23 protein-coding genes are annotated in these 21296 nt (G+C 68.8%); 15 read left to right on the forward strand and 8 right to left on the reverse strand.

From position 1 onward, the window contains the following. The first annotated feature begins 125 nt into the window (after positions 1-125). Positions 126-509 (forward strand): hypothetical protein, encoded by a 384-nt coding sequence (locus AVR91_RS20390; RefSeq protein ID WP_394329958.1) that lies wholly within the window; start codon positions 126-128, stop codon positions 507-509. Between the two features lies 1 nt (position 510). On the opposite strand, the gene AVR91_RS20395 is transcribed toward AVR91_RS20390, so the two are convergent. Next, positions 511-810, reverse strand: coding sequence for a thiamine-binding protein (locus AVR91_RS20395; RefSeq protein WP_063272706.1), 300 nt, complete (start codon positions 808-810; stop codon positions 511-513). An 87-nt stretch (positions 811-897) separates the two neighbouring features. On the opposite strand from AVR91_RS20395, the gene AVR91_RS20400 reads away from it, so the two are divergent. Beyond that, positions 898-1398 carry a MarR family winged helix-turn-helix transcriptional regulator gene (locus AVR91_RS20400; RefSeq protein ID WP_037341773.1) on the forward strand — a complete coding sequence of 167 codons (501 nt, stop codon included), beginning with the start codon at positions 898-900 and terminating at the stop codon, positions 1396-1398. A 61-nt stretch (positions 1399-1459) separates the two neighbouring features. Here the strand turns inward: AVR91_RS20400 and AVR91_RS20405 are convergent, their stop codons facing one another. Together AVR91_RS20405 and AVR91_RS20410 are read right to left on the reverse strand one after the other, a co-directional pair. Further along, positions 1460-1828 carry a DUF3817 domain-containing protein gene (locus tag AVR91_RS20405; protein ID WP_063272707.1) on the reverse strand — a complete coding sequence of 123 codons (369 nt, stop codon included), beginning with the start codon at positions 1826-1828 and terminating at the stop codon, positions 1460-1462. A gap of 203 nt (positions 1829-2031) precedes the next feature. Next, a complete protein-coding gene (locus tag AVR91_RS20410) occupies positions 2032-4419 on the reverse strand; it encodes a GH92 family glycosyl hydrolase (protein ID WP_063272708.1) in 2388 nt (795 codons plus the stop codon). A gap of 263 nt (positions 4420-4682) precedes the next feature. Between AVR91_RS20410 and AVR91_RS20415 the strand changes: the two genes are divergently transcribed. The 5 genes from AVR91_RS20415 to AVR91_RS20435 are packed head-to-tail and all read left to right on the forward strand — an operon-like array spanning position 4683 to position 9559. Continuing rightward, the gene (locus AVR91_RS20415) at positions 4683-5669 is read left to right on the forward strand and encodes a LacI family DNA-binding transcriptional regulator (protein ID WP_063272709.1); all 987 of its coding nucleotides are present in this window, start codon (positions 4683-4685) and stop codon (positions 5667-5669) included. Beyond that, on the forward strand, positions 5666-6721 hold the full coding sequence (locus AVR91_RS20420) for a class I mannose-6-phosphate isomerase (RefSeq protein ID WP_063272710.1): 1056 nt from the start codon (positions 5666-5668) through the stop codon (positions 6719-6721). Before AVR91_RS20415 ends, AVR91_RS20420 begins: the two co-directional genes overlap by 4 nt. Continuing rightward, positions 6718-7482 carry an ATP-binding cassette domain-containing protein gene (locus AVR91_RS20425; protein WP_016336636.1) on the forward strand — a complete coding sequence of 255 codons (765 nt, stop codon included), beginning with the start codon at positions 6718-6720 and terminating at the stop codon, positions 7480-7482. Before AVR91_RS20420 ends, AVR91_RS20425 begins: the two co-directional genes overlap by 4 nt. Then, positions 7479-8540 carry an ABC transporter permease gene (locus AVR91_RS20430; RefSeq protein ID WP_063272711.1) on the forward strand — a complete coding sequence of 354 codons (1062 nt, stop codon included), beginning with the start codon at positions 7479-7481 and terminating at the stop codon, positions 8538-8540. The genes AVR91_RS20425 and AVR91_RS20430 overlap by 4 nt, the downstream gene beginning before the upstream one ends. A gap of 29 nt (positions 8541-8569) precedes the next feature. Beyond that, complete coding sequence (locus AVR91_RS20435; RefSeq protein ID WP_063272712.1) at positions 8570-9559, forward strand: ABC transporter substrate-binding protein; 990 nt, start codon at positions 8570-8572, stop codon at positions 9557-9559. 188 nt (positions 9560-9747) lie between these two features. Here AVR91_RS20435 and AVR91_RS20440 read toward each other — a convergent pair whose 3' ends face one another. Continuing rightward, entirely contained in the window at positions 9748-10227 is a 480-nt protein-coding gene (locus tag AVR91_RS20440) for a hypothetical protein (protein WP_228709263.1), read from the reverse strand. 71 nt (positions 10228-10298) lie between these two features. Between AVR91_RS20440 and AVR91_RS20445 the strand changes: the two genes are divergently transcribed. From AVR91_RS20445 to AVR91_RS20470, 6 genes are all read left to right on the forward strand, one after another. Further along, on the forward strand, positions 10299-11345 hold the full coding sequence (locus tag AVR91_RS20445) for a sensor histidine kinase (protein WP_063272714.1): 1047 nt from the start codon (positions 10299-10301) through the stop codon (positions 11343-11345). Continuing rightward, positions 11342-12112: a LytR/AlgR family response regulator transcription factor gene (locus AVR91_RS20450; protein WP_016336641.1), complete on the forward strand. Its 771-nt coding sequence runs from the start codon at positions 11342-11344 to the stop codon at positions 12110-12112. The genes AVR91_RS20445 and AVR91_RS20450 overlap by 4 nt, the downstream gene beginning before the upstream one ends. Continuing rightward, entirely contained in the window at positions 12109-12456 is a 348-nt protein-coding gene (locus AVR91_RS20455) for a hypothetical protein (protein ID WP_063272715.1), read from the forward strand. The genes AVR91_RS20450 and AVR91_RS20455 overlap by 4 nt, the downstream gene beginning before the upstream one ends. Further along, positions 12456-14189 carry a sodium/solute symporter gene (locus AVR91_RS20460; protein ID WP_063272716.1) on the forward strand — a complete coding sequence of 578 codons (1734 nt, stop codon included), beginning with the start codon at positions 12456-12458 and terminating at the stop codon, positions 14187-14189. Before AVR91_RS20455 ends, AVR91_RS20460 begins: the two co-directional genes overlap by 1 nt. Positions 14190-14256: 67 nt before the next feature. Next, on the forward strand, positions 14257-14598 hold the full coding sequence (locus tag AVR91_RS20465; protein ID WP_063272717.1) for a DUF485 domain-containing protein: 342 nt from the start codon (positions 14257-14259) through the stop codon (positions 14596-14598). Continuing rightward, positions 14595-16223, forward strand: a complete 1629-nt coding sequence (locus AVR91_RS20470; RefSeq protein ID WP_076857388.1) for a solute symporter family protein — start codon at positions 14595-14597, stop codon at positions 16221-16223. Before AVR91_RS20465 ends, AVR91_RS20470 begins: the two co-directional genes overlap by 4 nt. A gap of 58 nt (positions 16224-16281) precedes the next feature. Here the strand turns inward: AVR91_RS20470 and AVR91_RS20475 are convergent, their stop codons facing one another. Continuing rightward, positions 16282-17025, reverse strand: coding sequence for an isocitrate lyase/PEP mutase family protein (locus tag AVR91_RS20475; RefSeq protein WP_063274458.1), 744 nt, complete (start codon positions 17023-17025; stop codon positions 16282-16284). Next, on the reverse strand, positions 17022-17486 hold the full coding sequence (locus AVR91_RS20480) for a carboxymuconolactone decarboxylase family protein (protein WP_016336647.1): 465 nt from the start codon (positions 17484-17486) through the stop codon (positions 17022-17024). The genes AVR91_RS20475 and AVR91_RS20480 overlap by 4 nt, the downstream gene beginning before the upstream one ends. Positions 17487-17532: 46 nt before the next feature. Here AVR91_RS20480 and pdxR point away from each other — a divergent pair, with 46 nt between their 5' ends. Continuing rightward, the gene (gene pdxR, locus AVR91_RS20485) at positions 17533-18912 is read left to right on the forward strand and encodes a MocR-like pyridoxine biosynthesis transcription factor PdxR (RefSeq protein ID WP_063274457.1); all 1380 of its coding nucleotides are present in this window, start codon (positions 17533-17535) and stop codon (positions 18910-18912) included. Here pdxR and AVR91_RS20490 read toward each other — a convergent pair. Next, positions 18909-19589, reverse strand: a complete 681-nt coding sequence (locus AVR91_RS20490; RefSeq protein WP_063274465.1) for a peptidylprolyl isomerase — start codon at positions 19587-19589, stop codon at positions 18909-18911. The genes pdxR and AVR91_RS20490 overlap by 4 nt on opposite strands. Before the next feature lie 146 nt (positions 19590-19735). Between AVR91_RS20490 and AVR91_RS20495 the strand changes: the two genes are divergently transcribed. After that, a complete protein-coding gene (locus tag AVR91_RS20495; RefSeq protein WP_016336650.1) occupies positions 19736-20323 on the forward strand; it encodes a hypothetical protein in 588 nt (195 codons plus the stop codon). A gap of 3 nt (positions 20324-20326) precedes the next feature. On the opposite strand, the gene meaB is transcribed toward AVR91_RS20495, so the two are convergent. After that, positions 20327-21295 (reverse strand): methylmalonyl Co-A mutase-associated GTPase MeaB, encoded by a 969-nt coding sequence (gene meaB, locus AVR91_RS20500; protein WP_063274456.1) that lies wholly within the window; start codon positions 21293-21295, stop codon positions 20327-20329. Position 21296 lies beyond the last annotated feature (1 nt).

Raw genomic sequence — 21296 nt, forward strand, 5'->3', positions numbered from 1 at the left:
CATCCTGGCACGCATCCCCGAGCGTTTCACCGCATGCCCCCGGCTGCCCGCTTGGCAGGACGTCGGTGTTCCGGCAGGCTCGCCACGAGGGGGTGATCGACATTCCGACCCGCAGGACGGCCACCGTGGCCCTCGCGATCAGCATCGCCATCGTCTGGGTGAGCGTCATCACGGTCCTCATCGCCCACCAGCCCGACCCCGGTGTCGCCAGTCCCGGGCAGCTCCGGGAAGGCCTCACCGCCGCACTCAACGAGCACGACGTCGAGGCACTCTCCGAACTCATCGACTATCCGCCGGCGTCGGCGGGCGACTTCGCGAAGTCCTATATCGACACGCTGGCGGGCCGCGGCGCCCACGACGTCACGGTGAAGTTCGCGCCGGACGATCTCGCGCCGACCTCGGCCACCGTCAGCGGGAAGCTCGCCGACGGCCGCCCCTTCGGCTATCCGCTCGCCATCGCGGTCAAGGACAAGCTGTGGCTGGTCTCGTTCACCCCGCCGCTCCCCTGACTCAGTCGCGCAGGTGCTTTTCGACGCGCTCCACCTTCGCGGTCAGCTGACCTTCGTACCCCGGCCGGATGTCGGCCTTGAGCACCAGCCCGACCCGTGACGAGCCCTCGCCCGCGGCCTCGACGGCCCGCTTCACGACATCCATGACCTCATCCCACGAGCCCTCGATGTTCGTGAACATCGCGTTGGTGGAGTTGGGCAAGCCGGACTCGCGGACCACTTTCACCGCGCGGGCGACCGCCTCGCTGACCCCGCCGTCCTCCTCGGCCGCGGACGGGCTGACACTGAAGGCCACGATCATCTTCTGCTCCTCGTTCAGACGCTTTTCCCACGCATAACACCCGGTGGTGCGGCATGGCACGGGTACCCGCTGGTAACTTCGAGCGCCATGAGCCGTCCGTTGCCGTTCGACCCGATCGCCCGCGCGGCGCAGCTGTGGGAGGCCCGGATCGGGCCGTCCGAAACCATGGCCGCGGTGACCGGGATCATGCGCGTGCAACAGATCATCCAGTCCGCGGTGGACGGCGCGCTCAAACCGCACGGGCTGACCTTCGCCCGGTACGAGGCACTGGTCCTGCTGACCTTCGCCCGCGCGTCCCATCTGCCGATGCGCGTGATGGGCGAGCGGCTGCAACTGCATCCGACGAGCGTCACCAACATCGTCGACCGGCTGGAGAAGGACGGCTTGGTCAAACGCGTGCCGCATCCGACCGACCGCCGGACCACGCTGGTCGAGATCACCGACGAAGGCCGCGCACGCCGCGAAGAGGCCACGAAGGCGGTCACCGAAATCGACTTCGGGCTGACCGGGCTCACCGGCAAGCAGACCGAGCAGCTGACCGACCTGCTCACGAAGGTCCGCAAGGCCACCGGCGACTTCACCGAATAGCGCGTGAAGGCCCCCTTCCCTCGACTGAGCCGAGGGAAGGGGGCCTTCACGCGCTAAAGAATCAGACGGCGGCGGGCTCCGCGGACTTGGTGGCGAAGAGGCCGACACCGCCGTGCGACAGCCGCTGCGGGCCGTCGAGCTTGCCGTTGCGCAGCGCCCAGGCCTCGAACAGCCAGGTGAACAGCGGCGGGATGCTGGAGAGCAGCGCGAGGATCAGGGTCTTCGGGCGCCAGCCGAGCGGCTTCGCCACGGACAGGGAGACCAGCACGTAGAGGACGAACACGACGCCGTGCACCATGCCGAGGACGGGAACGCCGCCCTCGCCGAGCTTGACGGCGTACTTGAGGAACATCCCGACCAGCAGCCCGGCCCACGAGAGGGCTTCGGCTACCGCGGCCACGCGGAATACTAGAGCGGCCTTGCTGGACACTTTCTCCTCCTGTGGGGTCTCACCACTATGCGTGCACACATGACTACGTCCGACGAGCACTGTCCAAGGCGGACTCGCCAAGAACGTCAACAGCGCTGTCGGACGTGGTAATACCAGTGTGAGGCGTGACGGCCCTCACCGGAACACCGGGGGTCGTGATGCTCCTCACGACCCCCGGCACGAACCGGTCTAAACCACTCGGATCACCCGGCGCAGGGCGATTTCGGCGCGCCTTCCGGGCCGGTCGCCCAGGTGGCCTTGGCCACATCCCCGGTCAGCTTGAAGTCCAAAGTGGTCCCTCGGGTCAACTGTTCCAAGCCGACATACGCCCGCTGCGAGCCGGATCCCAGCCCTTGGACGTACTGGAGCTTCGACCCGTCGGCGCCGTCGGCCTTGATCGTGATGTCACGGCCGTTCTCCAAGTGCACCACCGACTTCTCGAACCGCGGCGCGTTCAGCAGGAACTGCCCGGTGCCCGGCACCGCCGGATAGAGCCCCAGCGCGCTGAAGACGTACCACGCGGACATGGTCCCGAGGTCGTCGTTGCCGGTGACACCGTTGGGCGCGTTGGTGAACAACGTGTGCGCCGCGCGGACGACGGCCGAGGTCTTCCACGGCTGCCCGGTCAGCGTGTACATCCAGGGCGAGTGCAGATCCGGCTCGTTGTTCGGGTTGTAGCGGAACTGGTTGTAGTAGTTGTACGGGCCGACGACCCATTCCTCGCGCACGGTCTTCGCCGGATCCTTGAGCAGATCCCCGTAGGCGAAGAAGTCGTCGAGCCGCTTGCCGACGTTCTCCTTGCCGCCCATCCGCTCGACGAGGCCGGGCACGTCCTGCTGGGTCAGCCACTGGTACTGCCACGACGTGCCCTCGTGGAACCCGTCCGGGCTCTGCGGGGTGTACGGCTTGTCCGCCGGGCTGAACCATGCGCCGTCTTCGACCTTGGGCCGGTAGAACCCGGTGAAGCCGCGGTCGGTCACCGAAGGATCCCACAGCGTGCGATAGCTGCGTCCCTTGTCGGACAGCGCTTTCGCGTCGTCCTTCTTGCCGAGACCGGCGGCCATGATGGACAGTGAGCAGTCCGCGAGCGCGTACTCCAACGTGGCCGAAGCGCCGTGGTTCGGGTCGGTGTCCTGCCCCTTTTTCGGGAAGTCCTTGTCGTACTGGACGAAGCCGTCCTTCTGGTAGCTCGCGTTCCCCGAGCGGCCCTGGAACGGCGAGGACGCGGGCGGGATCTCCCGCGAGTTCTGCAGAAGTGCCTGGTAGGCCTTGAGCTCCTGCCCGGACAACGCACCGAAACGCCACAGGTCGACCAAGAACGGGGTGACCGGATCGCCGGTCATGGTGTTCGTCTCCTGGTTCGCGTACGCCCAACGCGGCAGCCAGCCGCCCTGGTCGTGGATGGCGAGCACGGACTTCGCGACGTCCTTCGCCCGCGACGGCCGCAGGAGGGCGAGCAGCTGGTTCTGCGTGCGATAGGTGTCCCACAACGAGAAGAACTCGTAGTACGTCCAGCCCAGCGCGCGGTGGATCCTGTCGTCGAACCCGCGGTAGCGGCCGTCGGCGTCGTTGCCGGTCAACGGTTGCAGGAGTGCGTGATAGAGCGAGGTGTAGAACACCGTGCGGTCGTCCTTCGTCCCGCCCTTGATGTCCACTGAGGACAGTTCCTTGCGCCAGGCGCGCTGGGCACCGTCGCGGACGGCGTCGAACGAACGCCCCTTCTCCGAGGCGAGGTTGAGCTTGGCGCCGAAAGCGTCCACATGGGAGATCGCCGTCGTCGCGGTGACCTGCCCGCCGCCGAAGGCCAGCCACGCGCCGCGCAGCCCCTCGCCACCGGCGGATTCCTTCGAGCCCGGGGTGCCACCCGTCGGCGACCAGGTGCCGAAGGACTTGAACGGCTTGTCGAACGTCGTGGTGAACCAGGTCTTGTACGGCTTCCCGCCGCAGAAGGCCTGCGACTCCACCATTCCTTCGACCGTCCGGTCGCCGACGACGCGGATCTGGCTCGCCGTCACGGGTTCCTTGTCGTTGGCCTGTCCGACGTTGACGAAAACGTTCGCGTCGCCCGATTTCGCGAAGGTGTACCGCTCGACACCGGTGCGCGTGGTCGCGGTGGTCTCCGCGTCGACGCCGCCGTAACCGGTGAGCCGCACCTTGTAGTAGCCGGGCTTCCCGACCTCGCCCTCGTGCGTGTACGGCGAGGCGTACGTCTTGTGGTCGAACGTCCCGGGTTTCGTCGTGTCGAACGCCGCGCCGGGCCCGACCGCGCCGGTGGTGGGCAGGGTCGACACGAGACCACCCTGCTCCCAGCAGCCCGCCCCGGACAGGAAGAAGTGCCCGAAGCCGCGGATCGCGGTGTCGTCGTAGCGATAGCCGGCGTAATGCGAGGAAATCGGGCTGACCTGCGTCATCCCGAACGGGGCCGACGCGCCGGGGAAGGTGTTGCCGTCGTCCTTGGTTCCGATGAAGGTGTTGACCGCGTCCACGGGGTCGCCACCGGGCGCCGCCGCCGCGACGGGCGTGAGCAGCCCGGCGGGAACGATCAGCGCGGTGAGCAACCCGGCGACGCGGGTCGAGGTACGTGCAGGCATGGGAAAGGCCGCCTCCTGACAACGTTGTCGCTGCCTGCTCACCTTCGACAAGAACAGACCACCTGGTCAAGAGGTCCGTCAAACCCTGTCCGATTCAGGACAGCGACCCGGAGAGCCGTAACGGTTCGAACTCGGAAAGCGGACCCAGGACGAACCGGGCATTGACACGGCGGCCTCGCTGGCGTTCAATTCCCGCCACTATGACAACGTTGTCTTCCAGCGGACCGGACAACGGCCACCGCACCACCGGCCGACGGGCCACGATGAGTGACGTGGCCCGGCTCGCGGGCGTGAGCATCAAAACCGTCTCGCGAGTGGTGAACGACGAGCCCGCCGTCCATCCGGACACGGCGGAGCGCGTCATGGCGGCGATCGAGCAGCTCGGGTTCCGGCGCAACCTCGGCGCGCGGAACCTGCGGCGCGGCTCGACCACCGGGACGATCGGCCTGATCGTCGAGGACGTCGGAAACCCCTTCTACTCCGAGCTGAACCGGGCCGTGGAGCGCATCGCGACCTCGTTCGGCCGCCAGGTGCTGACCGGTTCGTCGGAGGAGAACTCCGACCGCGAGCGCGAACTCGTCCTGGAGTTCTGCTCCCGCCGGGTGGACGGCATCCTCGTCGTCCCCGCCGGGATGCAGCACGGCTACCTGGTCCCCGAGATGCGCGCGGGCACGCCCGTGGTGTTCCTCGACCGGCCGGCCGGCGACATCCTGGCCGACACGGTGCTGGTCGACAACATCGGCGGCACCGTCGAAGCGGTCGCCCACCTGGCGAAACACGGCCACCGCAGGATCGCGTTCCTCGCCGACAGCCCGGACATCTTCACCGCGGGCGAACGCCTGCGCGGGTTCCGGGAAGGCTGTCTGCGCAACGGGATCCCCTTCGACGACGGCCTCATCGTGATGCGGACGCCGACCGCCGAGAGCGTCGGCGACGCCGTGAAACGGCTGCTCACCGGGGCGAACCCGGCCACCGCCGTGGTCGCGGGCAACAACCGGGTCGCCGTGCACCTGCTGCGCGCGCTGGCCCACGCCGAGCGGCGACCCGCGATGATCAGCTTCGACGACTTCGAACTGGCGGATCTGCTGGATCCGCCGGTCTCCGTGATCGCGCACGACGTGAGCGCGCTGGGCCGGGCGGCCGCGGAACTGCTGTTCGCCCGGGTCCAGGGAGATCAATCCGCACCGAGAAAGGTAGTTCTGCCCGTGCATCTCGTAGCCCGCGGTTCCGGGGAGGTCGCCCCTTCATGAGCGGCCACCTCGAACCGATCCGCCTGCCGGCGAACCAGCCGCCGCAGTTCTACCGCGGTGGTGACGCCATCGCCGCGTTGCGGGGCGCGTCCTCGGAATCCAAGTACGGCCCGGAGGACTGGGTCGGCTCGGCCACCACGATGTTCGGCCAGGAGACCAACGGCCTGAGCAAGCTGCCCGACGGGGTCTGGCTGCGCGACGCCGTCCGCGAGAACCCGGCCGCCTGGCTCGGCGCCAAGCACGTCGAAGCGCTCGGCGATTCGACCGGCCTGCTGGTGAAGCTGCTCGACGCGGGCCAGCGCCTGCCCGTGCACTTCCACCCGTCGGACTCGTTCGCGAAGCGGCACTTCGACTCGCACTTCGGCAAGACCGAGGCGTGGATCGTGGTCGGCACCTACGGCGACGACCCGCGCGTCTACCCCGGCTTCAAGGAGACCGTCGACAAAGCGACGGTGAACGAATGGGCCCGCACCCAGGACGCGCCCGCCATGCTCGGGGCGCTGAACAGTGTCGCGGTCACCCCCGGCGACACGGTCTACATCCCGGCGGGCCTGCCGCACGCGATCGGCGAAGGCGTCTTCGTCGTCGAACTCCAGCAGCCGACCGACTTCTCGCTTACCTTGGAATGGCGGGACTTCCTGGCGAACCCGGAGAAGGCGCACCTCGGGATCGGCTTCGAGACCGCCATCGAAACGCTGGACACGTCGGGCTGGGACGAAGAACGGCTCGGCTCGATCGTCAAGCGCACCGCCGGCGACGAAGCGTCCACTGTGGACCTTCTCGCCGACGGCAGTGACGCGTTCTTCCGTGCCGATCAGCTGCGCCCCGGCCTTTCCGGTAGGTCGACAACGTTGTCACTCGATCCGTCGTTCGCGGTGCTGGTCGTCATGGACGGTTCGGGGACACTCCGCACCGAACACGGCGGCGAGTACGCGCTGCGCAAGGGCGAGACGTACGTGGTCCCGCACGACGCCGGTCAGTCCACTTTGGATGGCGACGTCACCGTCATCCGCTGCCGGCCGCCCGCACCCGAGAAGAGGGAGCGATCGTGAGCGAACTCCTGCTCGACGCACAGAACCTGGTCAAGCGCTACGGCTCGGTGGAGGCGCTGCGCGGCGCTTCCTTCCAGGCGCGCGCCGGTGAGGTCACCGCGCTGATCGGCGACAACGGCGCCGGGAAGTCCACTTTGGTCAAATGCCTGTCCGGTGCCGAGCAGCCGACGTCGGGAAAGATCCTGCTCGACGGCTCCGAGGTGGTGCTCGACTCCCCCACCACGGCACGGCGGATGGGGATCGAGACGGTGTACCAGGACCTCGCGGTCGCCCCGGAACTCGACCCGGCCGCGAACCTGTTCCTCGGCAGGGAGATCCACCGCAAGGGGATCCTCGGCAAGCTCGGGATGCTGGACAAGAAGGAGATGAAACGCCAGGCCGTGGAGGAGTTCCAGCGGCTCGGCGTGACCCTGCAGAGCACCGACGTCCCCATCGGCTCGCTTTCGGGCGGGCAGCGGCAAAGTGTCGCCGTCGCACGGTCGGTCGTCTGGGCGTCGAAGGTCGTGTTCATGGACGAGCCGACGGCCGCGCTCGGTGTCGTGCAGCGCGAACGCGTGCTCGACGTGATCAAGAAGGTGCGCGACAAGGGCATCGCCGTCGTGCTGATCAGCCACAACATGCCCGAGGTGCTGTCGGTGTCCGACCGCATCGAGGTGCTGCGGCTCGGCAAACGCGTCGCCCGGTTCACCGGCGCGGACACGAAACTGGAAGACCTGGTCGCCGCGATGACGGGCGCCCTCGTACAAGAGGAGGCGGCGTGACCGTGTCCACTCCGACGAAGAACGGCCCCGAGATCCAGACCACAGTGGACGGTGGCTTCGGCAAGCGCTCGATCGGGCAGCGGCTGATCGGGGCCAACACGTTCTGGATCGCGCTGGTGCTGCTGGCGCTGATCATCGTGTTCACCGCGATCGCGCCCGCCGAGTTCGCGACGCTGTTCACCTTCCAGACGCTGCTCATCGAGACGTCGGTGCTGCTGGTGCTCTCGGTCGGCATGACGTTCGTGATCATCACGTCCGGGATCGACCTCTCGGTCGGTTCGGTGCTGATCTTCGCGGGCATGGTGGCGGGCAAGACGATGGAGGCGCTGAGCCCGGACGGCGACGCGACCAAGGCCGGGTGGGGAGTCATCACCGCCGGGCTCGTGGCGGCCGTCGTCGCGGGCACGATCTGGGGGCTGATCAACGGTTTCCTGATCGCGGTGGCGAACATCCCGCCGCTGATCGTCACGCTCGGCACGATGGGTGCCGCGCTCGGCGCCGCGTACCTGCTGAACAACGGGTCCGACGTGCGCAGCGTGCCGACCGAGCTCAACAAGACGCTCGGCTACGGGACGTCGTTCGGCGGCGTGCCGAACCTGGTGCTGGTGGCCGTGGTCATCACGCTGATCGGCGCCTGGCTGTTGCACACCACCAAATTCGGCCGCTACACCTACGCCGTCGGCTCCAACGCCGAGGGCGCGCGCCGGGCGGGCATCGGGGTGACCGCGCATCTGCTGAAGGTGTACACGCTCACCGGTTTCCTCGCCGGTGTCGCCGGTTTCCTCTCGCTGGCGTACTACGCGTCGACGACGATTTCGGCGCACACCACCGACAACCTCAACGCCATCGCCGCCACGGTGATGGGCGGGACGAGTCTCTTCGGCGGTGTCGGTTCGGTGCTGGGCACGGTGATCGGCGTGTTCATCCCGGCCGTGCTGAAGAAGGGCTTCAACATCACGCAGGTCCAGGACTTCTGGCAGATGATCGCGGTCGGCGCGGTGCTGATCGCCGCGGTCTGGTTCGACCAGCGGCGCCGCCGTCGCCGCAATTCTCGCTGATCCCTACGCACAAAGAGGTGCTATCCCCCATGAAGAAGACCCTGCTCTTGACCGGTGCCGCCCTGTCCGCGGCTCTCCTGCTGACCGCCTGCGGCGGCGGGACCGTCGGCGAAGCGCCGTCGGGCGACTCCGGTGCCAAGACGAACAACAAGAAGCTGTCGCTCATCCCGGGCGTGCAGGCCGAGCCGTTCTACATCTCGATGCAGTGCGGCGCCGAGGCCGAGGCCAAGAAGGCGGGCTACGAGCTCACCACGCAGGCGCCGCAGAAGTTCGACGCGGCCATGCAGACCCAGCTCGTCAACGCGCTGGGCTCCAACCCGCCCGCCGCGCTGCTCATCGCGCCGACCGACGCCCAGGCGATGCTCGCGCCGATCCAGCAGGTCAAGAACCGCGGCTCGAAGATCATCGAGGTCGACACCGCGCTGAAGGACACCAGCGTCGCGGAGTCGTCCATTTCGTCGGACAACGCCGAGGGCGGCAAGCTCGCCGCGAAGACCATGGCGGAACTGGCCGCGGGCAAGGCCGGCTCGGTGCTGGTGCTCGACACCATCGCCGGCACCTCGACCACGAACACCCGCGCGAAGGGTTTCGAGGACGAGCTGAAGAACTACCCGAACCTGAAGTCGGCGGGGGTGCAGTTCACCCAGAACGAGCCCGACCAGGCCGCGTCCAAGGTGACCGCCGCGCTGGCGTCCACCCCGGACCTGATCGGCATCTTCGCGACCAACCTCAACACCGGTGAGGGCGCCGCGACCGGCCTGCGGAACGCGGGCAAGATCGGCGCGGTCAACCTGATCGGCTTCGACGCCTCGCCGTCGGAGATCGAGGGCCTGAAGAAGGGCGAGTACCAGGGCCTCATCGCGCAGGACCCGGCCGCCATCGGGCAGCAGGGTGTGCAGCAGGCCATCGCGGCGCTGGAGGGCAAGCCGGTGACGCGGAACCTGACCGCTTCGCTGCACTCGATCACCAAGGCGAACATGGACGCGAACGCGCAGTACTTCTACAAGCAGAGCTGCTGACGCGCTTTGGTGCTGCTATGAACGGTCCGTTCCTTGCAAATTTTGCAAGGAACGGACCGTTCATGGCGTTCGGGACCGGCTCACTCCCGCGGCTCGACCAGCTCCCCCGAGTGAGGCCGGATGTCATGAAAGGGTCGTTCAGGACGAAAAACGTCCTGAACGACCCTTTCATGACATCCGGAGCGCGCTCACTCGGCGAACTCGACCACCCCAGCGGGCGCGAAGCGCGTAAGAGCCGCGTACAGCCGAGCGCCCCCACCAAGGTGCCCCAGCGCGTACACGTACTCACCGTCCTCAAGCAGCACTTCGGGCCCCGACCCGGTCCAGTCGAGCCGGTAGTGCCACCAATGCATCCACCGCCCCACCCGCCGCTTCTCCTGGTACACCCGCACCCGCGTCACCTCGGTCCACCGGACCTCGAACACCCCCGGCACCGAGAACCCCACGGGGGAAATCACCAGCGAACTCGCCGAGCGCCGCAGTGCGATCAGGATCAACCCCGCGAACGCCACGCTGAGCAGGCTGAACACCACTCCGGAAACCGAGCCGGAGAACAACGCCAGTACGACGGCCACCAAGCCCCCGGCGCCGAAGACCACGAAACCGACCATCGCGAACCGCCGCATCACGACGTCCAAGCGCATCATCACGGCATCACCGGGGACCATGCCCGGAGCGTAACCGGCGAAACCACTCAGCGACGTTAGGATCTAGGCCCCGACGTCGCGGAGGAGGCCGGATGACCACCCGTCTGCCCTGGCGTCCCGCCGCGAGCGCGGATCCGGTGCCGGTGCTCGCCGCCGCCCAGCGCGTCTCCGACGATCTCATGGACGGCCTCGCCGGGCCCCGCGCCCGCCACGCGGCACACGGACTCCGGCGGCTGTTCGGCGTTCCCGGCCTCGGGCTGACCGACCTCTCCGGCTCGCTGCTTTGGTCGGGGAGACCGGCAGCCGACGACGTTGTGATCGCAGCGCTCGACGAAGTCCTCCACTCCGAGACACCGGTGTCCGAGCCCGGACTGCTGGCGCTGCCCCTGCACGTCCACGACGAACTGGCCGGCGTCCTCCTGGTCACCGAAACCACGAACGCCGTCGCCCGCCAGGCCGCCGAGCTGGTCGTCCACGCGCTCGAACGCGGCAGGCTGGAGGCCTCCGCCGAACAGGCCGCGGAGGCGGAGCTGCGGGCACTGCGGGCCGAGATCTCGCCGCATTTCGTCTACAACGCGCTCACCGTGATTTCCTCGCTGGTCCGCTCCGACCCGGACCGCGCCCGCGACTTGATGCTCGATTTCGCCGAGTACACGCGCTACAGCCTCGCCAGGCACGGCGAGTACACGATGGTCGCCGAGGAGTTCCGCGCCATCGAGACGTATTTGGCGTTGCAGCGTGCCGTTCTCGGCGAAAGGCTGCGGGTGCAGGTGCGCGTCGCGCCGGAGGTGCTGGCCGTCGCGGTGCCGTACCTCGTGCTGGAACCGTTGGTGGAGAACGCGATCCGGCACGGGATCGAGCCACGCGCCGAGGCGGGGTTCATCCAGGTTCAGGGAATGGCGGAAGGGAACGACTGCGTGATCAGCGTCGAAGACGACGGTGTCGGCATGGACCCCGCCCGCGCGGCGGCGATCCTTGCCGGGCGTGGCGACGACGGCGGCGTCGGACTGGCCAATGTGGACAGGCGGCTGCGCAGCGTCTACGGGCCCTGGTACGGGCTGACGGTGGAGACCGAGACCGGCGCGGGCACCAGGGTCGTGGTGCGGGTGCCCCGTTTCCAGCCGGGGGTGCTGCCGTGACGAACGGGCTGCGGGTGCTGGCGGTCGACGACGTCCCGCCCGCCCTCGACGAGCTGTGCAGCCTGCTGCGCGAGGCTCCGGAAGTCGCCGAGGTGGTCGCCGCCGGTGACGCGGTCAACGCGCTCAAGCTGTTGCAGGGCAGTCATTTCGACGCCGTTTTCCTCGACATCTCCATGCCCGGTCTTGACGGGCTCGAGCTCGCGTCCCTGCTGGCGCGGCTCAACGAACCGCCGGTGATCGTGTTCGTCACCGCGCACGACGGGCACGCCGTTGCCGCGTACGGTATCGGCGCGGTCGACTACCTGCTCAAACCGGTCCGCGCGGAACGGCTGTCCGCCGCACTGTCCAAAGTGGTCCGGATGGCGGGCAACCAGCCCGACGAGCCGAAACCCGCGCCGGACGCGATGTCCGCGCTGCCGGTGGAATCCGGCGGGCGCACCCGGTACGTCCGGCGCGACGACGTCCAGTTCGTCGAGGCACACGGCGACTACGTCCGGCTGCACACGAAGTCCGGCGTCCACGTCACGCGGATGCCGATCTCCCGGCTCGAAGAGTATTGGGAGGGAACGGGATTCACGCGTGTCCACCGGGGGTTCCTGCTCGCCGTGGACGCGGTGCTCGAACTGCGCAGCGACACCACCGGCGGGCTGCTGGCGCATACGGAGGCAGGTGACGTGCCGGTGAGCCGCCGCCACGCGCGCGACCTTCGGGACCGGCTGCTCGCCGCCGCGCAACGCGGCGAACTCGGCCGGGGCGGCCGCCCGTGAGCCGCGTCAAACGGGTCGCCGTCACCAGCCCGCAGACCCGGCTCGCACGGTCGAGGCCACGGGAACGCGGCCGCTGGCGCGTCCCCCGGCTTGCCGCGGGCGACGCCGAACGCGCGGACGCGCTGTACCGCGCCCAGCGCCGTCGCGGGCTCCCCGCGTTGGCCGGGATGTTCGGGCTGGTCTTCGGGCTCCCGCTGGTGTTCGGGCTGTTCCCCGGGCTGGATTCGGTGCGGCTGCTGGGTATCCCGCTGTCCTGGCTGATGATCGCGATCCTCCCGTATCCGGCCATGGCCTTGCTGTCGTGGTGGCAACTGCGCCGGGCGGAAAAGATCGAGGACGACTAGTGGTCACGGCGCTCTCGGTGGCCCCGGTCGTGCTGGTCACCCTGCTGATCGGGTTGCGCGGGGTCGCGGCCATGCGCACGACGTCGGATTTCCTCGTCGCCTCGCGCCGGATCTCGCCTCTGGTCAACTCCGCCGCGGTCTCCGGCGAGTACCTGTCCGCGGCGTCGTTCCTCGGTGTGGCCGGGCTGGTGGTGAAGGACGGAATCGGCGCGCTCTGGTATCCGGTCGGCTTCACCGCCGGGTACATCGCGATGCTGGTGCTCGTCGCCGCGCCGATGCGGCGTTCCGGCGCGCTCACCGTCCCGGACTTCGCCGAAGCGCGGCTCGCCTCCCCCGCCCTGCGCCGCATCGCCGCCGTCGTCGTACTCGTGATCGGAACCCTTTACCTGGTACCGCAGTTCCGCACCGCGGGGCTCGTGCTGACCGCCGTCGGCGGGACGCCGTACTGGGTCGGCGTCGTCATCGCGGGCACCGCCGTCAGCGCGACGTTGGCGCTCGGCGGGATGCGCGCGGCGACCTACGTCCAGGCCTTCCAGTTCGTGCTGAAACTGCTGTTGTTCATCGTCCCCGCGATCTGGCTGGTCTCCCAGGTGTCCCCGGAGCAGCGGTCGGCTTCGGTGCATCCGGTGGAATTCACCCACTTCGCCCGGGACACGCAGCTTTCCTTCGAGATCGACGTGACGCTCACTCTGCGCGAGCCGACCACCCTGCTCACTCCGGAAAAGCACGTCGTACCACCGGGTGAGCTGGTGGCCAGGAGCGGCGAGACCCTGGAATTCGCCGAGGGGACCCCGGTCCCCGCCGTCCGGGGCGGAGCCCCGCTGGGCGGGCCGGACTGGCAACGGCCGCTGCTCGACCTCGGCGACCAGGGCTATCCGCTGCTCGGCACGTGGGCGATCCTGATCGCCACCATGCTCGGCACCATGGGCCTGCCGCATGTCCTGATGCGCTTCCACACCAGCCCGGACGGCCGCGCCGCCCGCCGGACCGCGGCGATCACCGTCGCCCTGCTCGGCGTCTTCTACCTGTTCCCAGGGGTTTACGGCGTCTTCGGTCGCGTGCTGGTGCCCGAACTGTACGTCTCCGGAGCGACGGACACGGTCGTCGTCGCGTTGCCGGCGCAGATCGACGACGGCTGGGCGGGGTCGCTGTTCACCGGGCTGCTGACGGCGGGCGCGTTCGCCGCGTTCCTGGCGACGTCGCTCGGGCTGCTGCTGGTGATCTCCGGCGCGGTCGCGCACGACCTCGCGCCCGGCGGCCTGCGGAGGCTGCGGTGGTCGGTGCTCGGGGCGGCGGCGGTGATGGTCCTGCTCGCGCTGCCGTCGGCCAGATTGGACGCGGGCGTCCTCGTCACCTGGGGTTTCACCGTGGCCGCATCCACTTTCTGCCCGTTGCTGGTGCTCGGCATCTGGTGGAACCGGCTCACCGCCGCGGGCGCGATCAGCGGTGTCCTCGCCGGGCTCGTCGCGTCTTCGGGCTCGATCCTGGTTGCTCTTTTCGTACCCAGCCTGAGCGGTCTGCCCGCGATCCTGGTGTCGCAGCCCGCTCCCTGGTCGGTTCCGCTGGCATTCGGAGTAATGATCGTGGTTTCCTGGCGGGGCAGGCCTCCCGCCTGGTCCACGGCCGCCATGCTGCGGCTGCATTTGGACGATCGCACAGCCGAAACCCCCTCGTCGTGGTCGGACCACCGTTCGTCGACCGTTCGTCGTCTCGGCAGGCGTTTGAACCGCTGAAGGTTCCGGTCTCCTTGACCTCTCCTTAACGTGTCGCGGAACACATTCGCGGTGCGAGGAGAGCACGATGAGTACCGAAACGAACGCTCCCAGTCCGCCGGAAACGGACTGGGACAAAGCCCATGACAGCGCGGAGTTCAAGGAACTTCGGGCTCGGTTGCGCCGGTTCGTCTTCCCCGTCTCGGCGTTGTTCCTTCTCTGGTACCTGCTCTACGTGCTGCTCGCCGACTACGCGCACGGGTTCATGAGCACGAAGCTGGTCGGCAACATCAACGTCGGCCTCGTCTTCGGGCTGCTGCAGTTCGTTTCGACGTTCGTGATCACGGGGCTCTACGTCCGCTACGCGAACAAGAAACTCGACCCCATCGCGGAGAAGATCCGCACGGACATCGAGAGTGAGGCCAAATGACCCTCGCCGCCGGAGTCGAGGGCAGCAGCCCCGTACTCAACATCACCATCTTCGGCCTGTTCGTGGTGGTCACCCTGTTCGTCGTGTTCCGGGCGAGCCGCAACACGAAGACCGCTTCGGACTACTACGCCGCCGGCCGCGCGTTCACCGGTCCGCAGAACGGCGTCGCCATCGCGGGCGACTACCTGTCCGCCGCGTCCTTCCTCGGGATCGCGGGCGCGATCGCCGTCTACGGCTACGACGGTTTCCTTTACTCCATCGGCTTCCTGGTCGCGTGGCTGGTCGCCCTGCTGCTGGTCGCGGAACTGCTGCGCAACACCGGCAAGTTCACCATGGGCGACGTGCTGGCGTTCCGCATGAAGCAGCGCCCGGTGCGGGCCGCGGCGGCGACGTCCACCCTGGCCGTCTCGTTCTTCTACCTGCTCGCGCAGATGGCGGGTGCCGGTGGCCTCGTCGCGTTGCTGCTCGGGATCGAGAGCAAGGCCGGGCAGGCCGCGATCATCGTGATCGTCGGCATCATCATGATCGCCTACGTGCTCATCGGCGGGATGAAGGGCACCACCTGGGTCCAGATCATCAAGGCGGCGCTGCTCATCGTCGGCGCGCTGGCGATGACGCTGTGGGTGCTGGGCATGTACGGCTTCAACCTTTCCGCGCTGCTGCAGGGCGCCGTGGACAAGGCGGGCAAGGCCGGTGAGGCGCTGCTCGGGCCGGGCAACCAGTACGGCAAGACCGGCACGACGAAGCTCGACTTCCTGTCGCTGGGCATCGCGCTGGTGCTCGGTACCGCGGGCCTGCCCCACGTCCTGATGCGCTTCTACACCGTGCCGACCGCGAAGGAAGCCCGTCGTTCCGTGGTGTGGGCGATCGCCTTGATCGGCGTCTTCTACCTCTTCACCCTGGTGCTCGGCTACGGCGCCGGTGCGCTGGTCGGCGCAGACAAGATCAAGGCCGCGCCCGGTGGCGTGAACTCGGCGGCCCCGCTGCTGGCGCTGGAACTCGGCGGCCCGATCCTGCTCGGCCTGATCGCGGCGATCGCCTTCGCGACGATCCTCGCCGTGGTCGCGGGACTGACGATCACCGCGTCGGCGTCGTTCGCGCACGACGTCTACGCCAACGTGATCAAGAAGGGCAAGGCGAGCCCGGCCTCGGAGGTGAAGGTCGCCCGGATCACCGCGCTGGTGATCGGCGCGGTCGCGATCCTCGGCGGCATCCTCGCCAACGGGCAGAACATCGCGTTCCTGGTGGCGCTGGCCTTCGCGGTCGCGGCGTCGGCGAACCTGCCGACCATCCTGTACTCGCTGTTCTGGAAGCGGTTCAACACCCAAGGCGCGCTGTGGAGCATTTACGGCGGTCTCGCGGTCTGCATCGTGCTGATCGTGTTCTCGCCCGCGGTCTCGGGGAAGCCTGTCGACCCGAAGACCGGCAAGAGCGCGTCGATGATCCAGGGTGTCGACTTCCACTGGTTCCCGCTGGACAACCCGGGCATCGTCTCGATCCCGGTCGCGTTCTTCCTCGGCTGGCTCGGCACCGTGCTGTCCAAGGACCACAACCAGAAGAAGTACGCCGAGATGGAGGTCCGGTCGCTCACCGGAGCGGGCGCCGAGAAGGCGGTCGCCCACTGATCGCCGGGACGGTGCGGCCGGCATCCAACGCCCCCGGCCGCACCGTCCCGGTTCCCATTCAGTAAGGCAGCTTCCCCGCCGTCAGTTCGGCCAGCTTCGCGCGGAGATCGGCCCTTGCCGACTTCCACAGCCCGGTGCCCAGCGAGATCCGCGCCACCCCCAGTGCGGCGAGCGCGGAGAGATCGGGGCCCGAAGGCATCGGAGCGGCGTTGACCGCCCCCGGTGCCACCGCCTTCACGAACTCGCCCAGCACTTCCGGCGACTTCACCATGATCGGGTAGACGCAGTCCGCACCGGCCTCCAGATACGCCTTGGCCCGCAGGATCGCGTCGTCCAGCACGGCCCGCTCGTCGGACGCGCCGAGGAAGACGTCGACGCGGGCGTTGATCACCAGCGCGTCCCCGGCGGCCTCGCGCAACTCCGCGACCCGTCCCGCCTGTGCTTCGAGCGGGCGTACCCCGCCCGAGACGTGGTCGGTGTCCTCGTAGTTGCAGCCGACGGCGCCCACCTCGGCCAGCCTCGCCGCGAGTTCTCCCGCTTCGAGCCCGTATCCGCCTTCCGCGTCGACGGTCACCGGCACCGAGACCGCCCGCGCGATCCTCGCGGCCGCCGCGAACATCTCCTCGGCGGGCGCGTCCTCCCCGTCCTCGTACCCGAGGACCTTGGCCACGGCGAACGAACTCGTCGCCACGACCGGGAACCCGGCGGCCTCCACGAGACGCGCGCTGTCGGCGTCCCACGCGTTCGGCAGGAGGAGCGGCCGGCCCGCGACGTGCAGCTCCCGCAGCCGCGCCGCGGTCATTCGGCGCGCTCGGGCAGCGGGGCGTGGCTGGTCACGCACATCCGGTTCCAGCTGTTGATCGCGATGGCCTCCCAGACGATCGCGCGGTACTGCTCCTCGGTGAAGACGCGGGTGGCCTCTTCGTAGACGTCGTCCGGGACGTCGTGCAGGGTCGCGACGTTCGTGATCGCCTCGGTGAGCGCGAGCGCGGCGCGCTCCTGCTCGGTGAACAGTTCGGTCTCCCGCCAGCCCTGCAGCACGAACAGCCGCCGCGGCGACTCGCCCATCTGCAACGCGTCGTGGGAGTGCATGTCGAGGCAGAACGCGCAGTGGTTGATCTGCGACGAGCGCATCTTCACCAGTTCGAGGATCTTCTGGTCGACCCCGGCGTTGGCGGCGGCCTTCTCGACTTCGGCCTGGAGCTTCGCCATGGCCTGGTAGATCTCGGGCACTCGTTTGCCCACGTGGATTCGCTCGGTCATGACTGCGAATCTAGCGGCGACTGGCCCACGAGTATGGTCCAGTGTCATGGCAGATTCGTGGTCCAGTTCGGGAATAGACGTCCACCTGGACTGGCGTCCCGAAAGCGGCCGGACCGGGCTCGCGACGGCGATCCGCGCGGCCATCCGGGAAGGGCGGTGGCAAGCGGGTGCCACGGTGCCCTCGACCAGGGCCTTGGCGCAGGACCTCGGCGTCGCCAGGGGAACGGTCACCCGCGTCTACGCCGATCTCGCCGCCGAGGGTTACCTGCGGACGGCGCAGGGCGCGCCGACCCGCGTCGCGACGGCGGGCGCGCTGCCCGCGTCGGCGCCGAGGCCCGTCCCCCGCGACCCGGCACCGCGCTGGGACCTGCGCCCCGGCAGGCCGAACCTGTCGGCGTTCCCCCGGTCGGCCTGGCTCGCGGCGACCCGCCGGGCACTGCACCGGGCGCCGATGACGGCGTTCGACTACACGGCCGAGTCGGGTGCGGCGGAACTGCGGGAGACGCTCTCCGCGTATCTCGCACGCAGCCGCGGCGTGATCGCCGACCCCGCGAGGATCCTGGTGTGCTCCGGGTTCTCGCACGCGATCGCGATCCTGGCGCGGGTCCTGCACGCGCGCGGCGCGGACGAGATCGCGTTCGAGAACCCGTCGCTGCACATCTACCGGAACATCGCCGCCGCCAACGGTCCCCGCGTGGCCGGCGTCCCCGTCGACGATCACGGGATCACGGTGTCCTCTTTGGACAGTCCGGCGGTGGTGGTCACCCCGGCGCACCAGTATCCGCTGGGTGTCACGCTCGCTCCGGGGCGCCGGGCGGAACTCACCCGTTGGGCGGAGGAGACCGGTGCTGTCGTCATCGAGGACGACTACGACGGCGAGTTCCGCTTCGACCACCAGCAGGTCGGCGCGTTGCAGGCGCTGGCACCGGAACGGGTCGTGTACGTGGGCACGACGAGCAAGACACTCGCGCCGTCGCTACGCCTGGGATGGATGGTGCTGCCGCGGTTCCTGGTCGAACCGGTGCGCGCGGAGATGGCCGCGAGCGGGGCCCGTCCCGCGCTCTTGGACCAGCTGGCGATGGCCGAACTGATCGAATCCGGCGCGTACGACCAGCACATCCGCCGCTGCCGGATCGAATACCGCTCCCGGCGGGACGAACTGCTCGCGGCCTTACCGGATTCCGTGCTGCCGCAAGGGATCTCCGCCGGTCTGCATCTGGTGCTCCAGTTCCCCGGCGAAGTCCCGAAGGAGATGGAGGTGCTGGCCGCCTGCCGCCGTCGCGCGATCGGGCTCGAAGGGCTCAGCGGCTACTGGATCGGCGAGCCACAGCGCGAAGGGCTCATCATCGGGTACGGCGCCGCCGCGAAACACGCTTTCGGCGGCGCCACCCAGGCCTTGCGCGAGGCCATCTTCGAGGTCACCTAGCAGAACCAGGCGCGGGCGCGGAGGATGTCGGTCTTCAGCACCGGGGCGCCGTCGACCGGGGCGGGGTTCTCCGGAGTCGGCTCGATGCCGCCGGCGGCGACGTCGTCGAGGGTTTCGAGACCTTCGTGACCGACGGTGCCGAAGATCGTGTAGTTCGGCCGCAGCGCGGAGTCGCCGTACACCACGAAGAACTGACTCCCGTTCGTCGCCGGGCCCGCGTTGGCCATCGCGAGGACGCCGCGCGAATACACCTTGCGCTCGCCGGTCGGGTCGGTCGGTGCGGGAGGCAGGCCGACGGGCAGTTCGTCCTTGTACTTGTAGCCGGGGCCGCCCTCGCCGGTGCCGCTCGGGTCACCGCACTGCAGCACCTTCAACGTCGGGTACGCGGTCAGCCGGTGACACGTCGTGCGGTCGTAGAAGCGGTGCTTCGCCAGGTGCAGGAAGCTCTGCACGGTGCAGGGCGCCTTCGCCCGATCGAGGGTCAGGTCGATCTTGCCCTGGTTGGTCTTCAGCTGCACGGGGACCTTGCCCCGATCCGGCGTACGACGGGGGTCCGGCGGCAGCGGCACCGGACGCGCGGCCGGCTCGTCCGGCGTCTGCGTGTACTGGCACGGCCCCTTCGTGACCTTCGGCGGCGCGCCTTCCGCCGACGCCGTTCCGGTGCCGGCCGCGAGCATCAGCCCGGCTCCCAGCACTGCCACAAAGACCTTCGCGATCCTCTGCACGGTTCCTGCCTCCCAGCCGTGGACGAAGAAGAGAGCATAGGGTGAATCCCCGGCGCTCACACAGGTCCGGAAGTAGGTCCGCGGTTAGGGTCGGAGCCGTGGAGATCGCCGAACGACACCAATGGCAGCTGAACGCCCTGACCTTCCTGTACGCGTACACGCAATACGTCCTCGTGCACGAGCGGGTCATGGCGGGGCTGCCGCCGGAGAAGCCGGCCGAACTCGACAAACCGCGCATGCTCAGGCTCGCCAAGGTCGTCGACGACATGATCCTGGACTTCCGCAAGGAGGACGGGCTGAGCGACCTCGAACGGCGCCGCGTCATCCGCCTCGCCAGGGAGATCAAGTCGCACGTACGGGAGAAGTGGCCGCCCCGCGAACCGACGCTGACCGAGTGGATCGCCTCGGCCGCGGCGCATTTCTACTGCGAGGAGCACATCAACAACGGCTACGTCCGGATGGGCCGCGTCTTCGATCCCGACATGGCGGACAGGTTCCTGGAGCGGGTCGAGTTCTGCCGGGGGCAGACCGTCACGATCACGAAGTACGCCCACAAGGTGGCCGACGGCGAAGAGCTCACCTACGGCGAGACCAACCAGCTCGAAGTCTGGAAAGAGGACGCGATCGCCCATCTGGACAATCTCGACAGCGACTTCGGCGACATCAAGATGTACGTCGAATTCTGATCCTCACGAGCCGCGAAGGTCCGCGATGAGTTCTTCGGCCGCCGCGAACGGGTCGAGTTCCCGCGCGACCACGCGTTCGGCCAGTTCGGCGAGCCGGTCCCCGGAACGCAGGTCGACGAGTTCCGCGCGCAACCGCTGCACGGCGATCGCCTCGACCTCGTCCCGGGCCCGCGCCGCACGACGGCTGGGCAGTTCTTCGCGCCGGACCAGCCAATCGTGGTGTTCGTCGAGCGCGCGGACGACGTCCTCGACGCCTTCGCCGCGCGAGGCCACCGTTCGCACGATCGGCTGACGCCAGCTCGGACCGCGGATCTCCCGGCGCACCAAGGAGATCATCTGCTTGAGGTCGTGCACGGTCGCGTCCGCGCCTTCGCGGTCTGCCTTGTTGACCACGAACACGTCCGCGATCTCCAGCACGCCGGCCTTGGCCGCCTGGATCCCGTCGCCCATCCCGGGCGCGAGCAGGACCACCGTGGTGTCGGCCAGTTTCACGACGTCCACTTCGGACTGACCGACGCCGACGGTCTCGATCAGCACGACGTCGAACCCGGCCGCGTCGAGTACCCGGACAGCCTGCGGCGTCGCCCACGACAACCCGCCGAGGTGGCCGCGCGTGGCCATCGACCGGATGAACACGCCGGGATCGGTGGCGTGTTCGGTCATCCGGATCCGGTCGCCGAGCAATGCGCCGCCGGAGAACGGCGACGACGGGTCGATCGCCAGCACGCCGACGCGCAGGCCTTTCGCCCGCAGTGCCGTGAGCAGCGCCGAAGTCGATGTCGACTTGCCGACACCGGGCGGTCCGGTCAGTCCGACGACCCGCGCGTTGCCGGTGTGCGGCGTCAGCTTCGCCGCGACTTCGGGCAACCGCGGATGGGCGTCCTCGACCAGCGACAGCAACCGGGCGATCGCGCGGGGGACGCCGTCCCGCGCGCGACCGACCAGTTCGTCGATGTCCAGCTGTACCGGCAAG

This window comes from Amycolatopsis keratiniphila subsp. keratiniphila, assembly GCF_001620365.2.
Taxonomy (GTDB): Bacteria; Actinomycetota; Actinomycetes; order Mycobacteriales; family Pseudonocardiaceae; genus Amycolatopsis; species Amycolatopsis keratiniphila.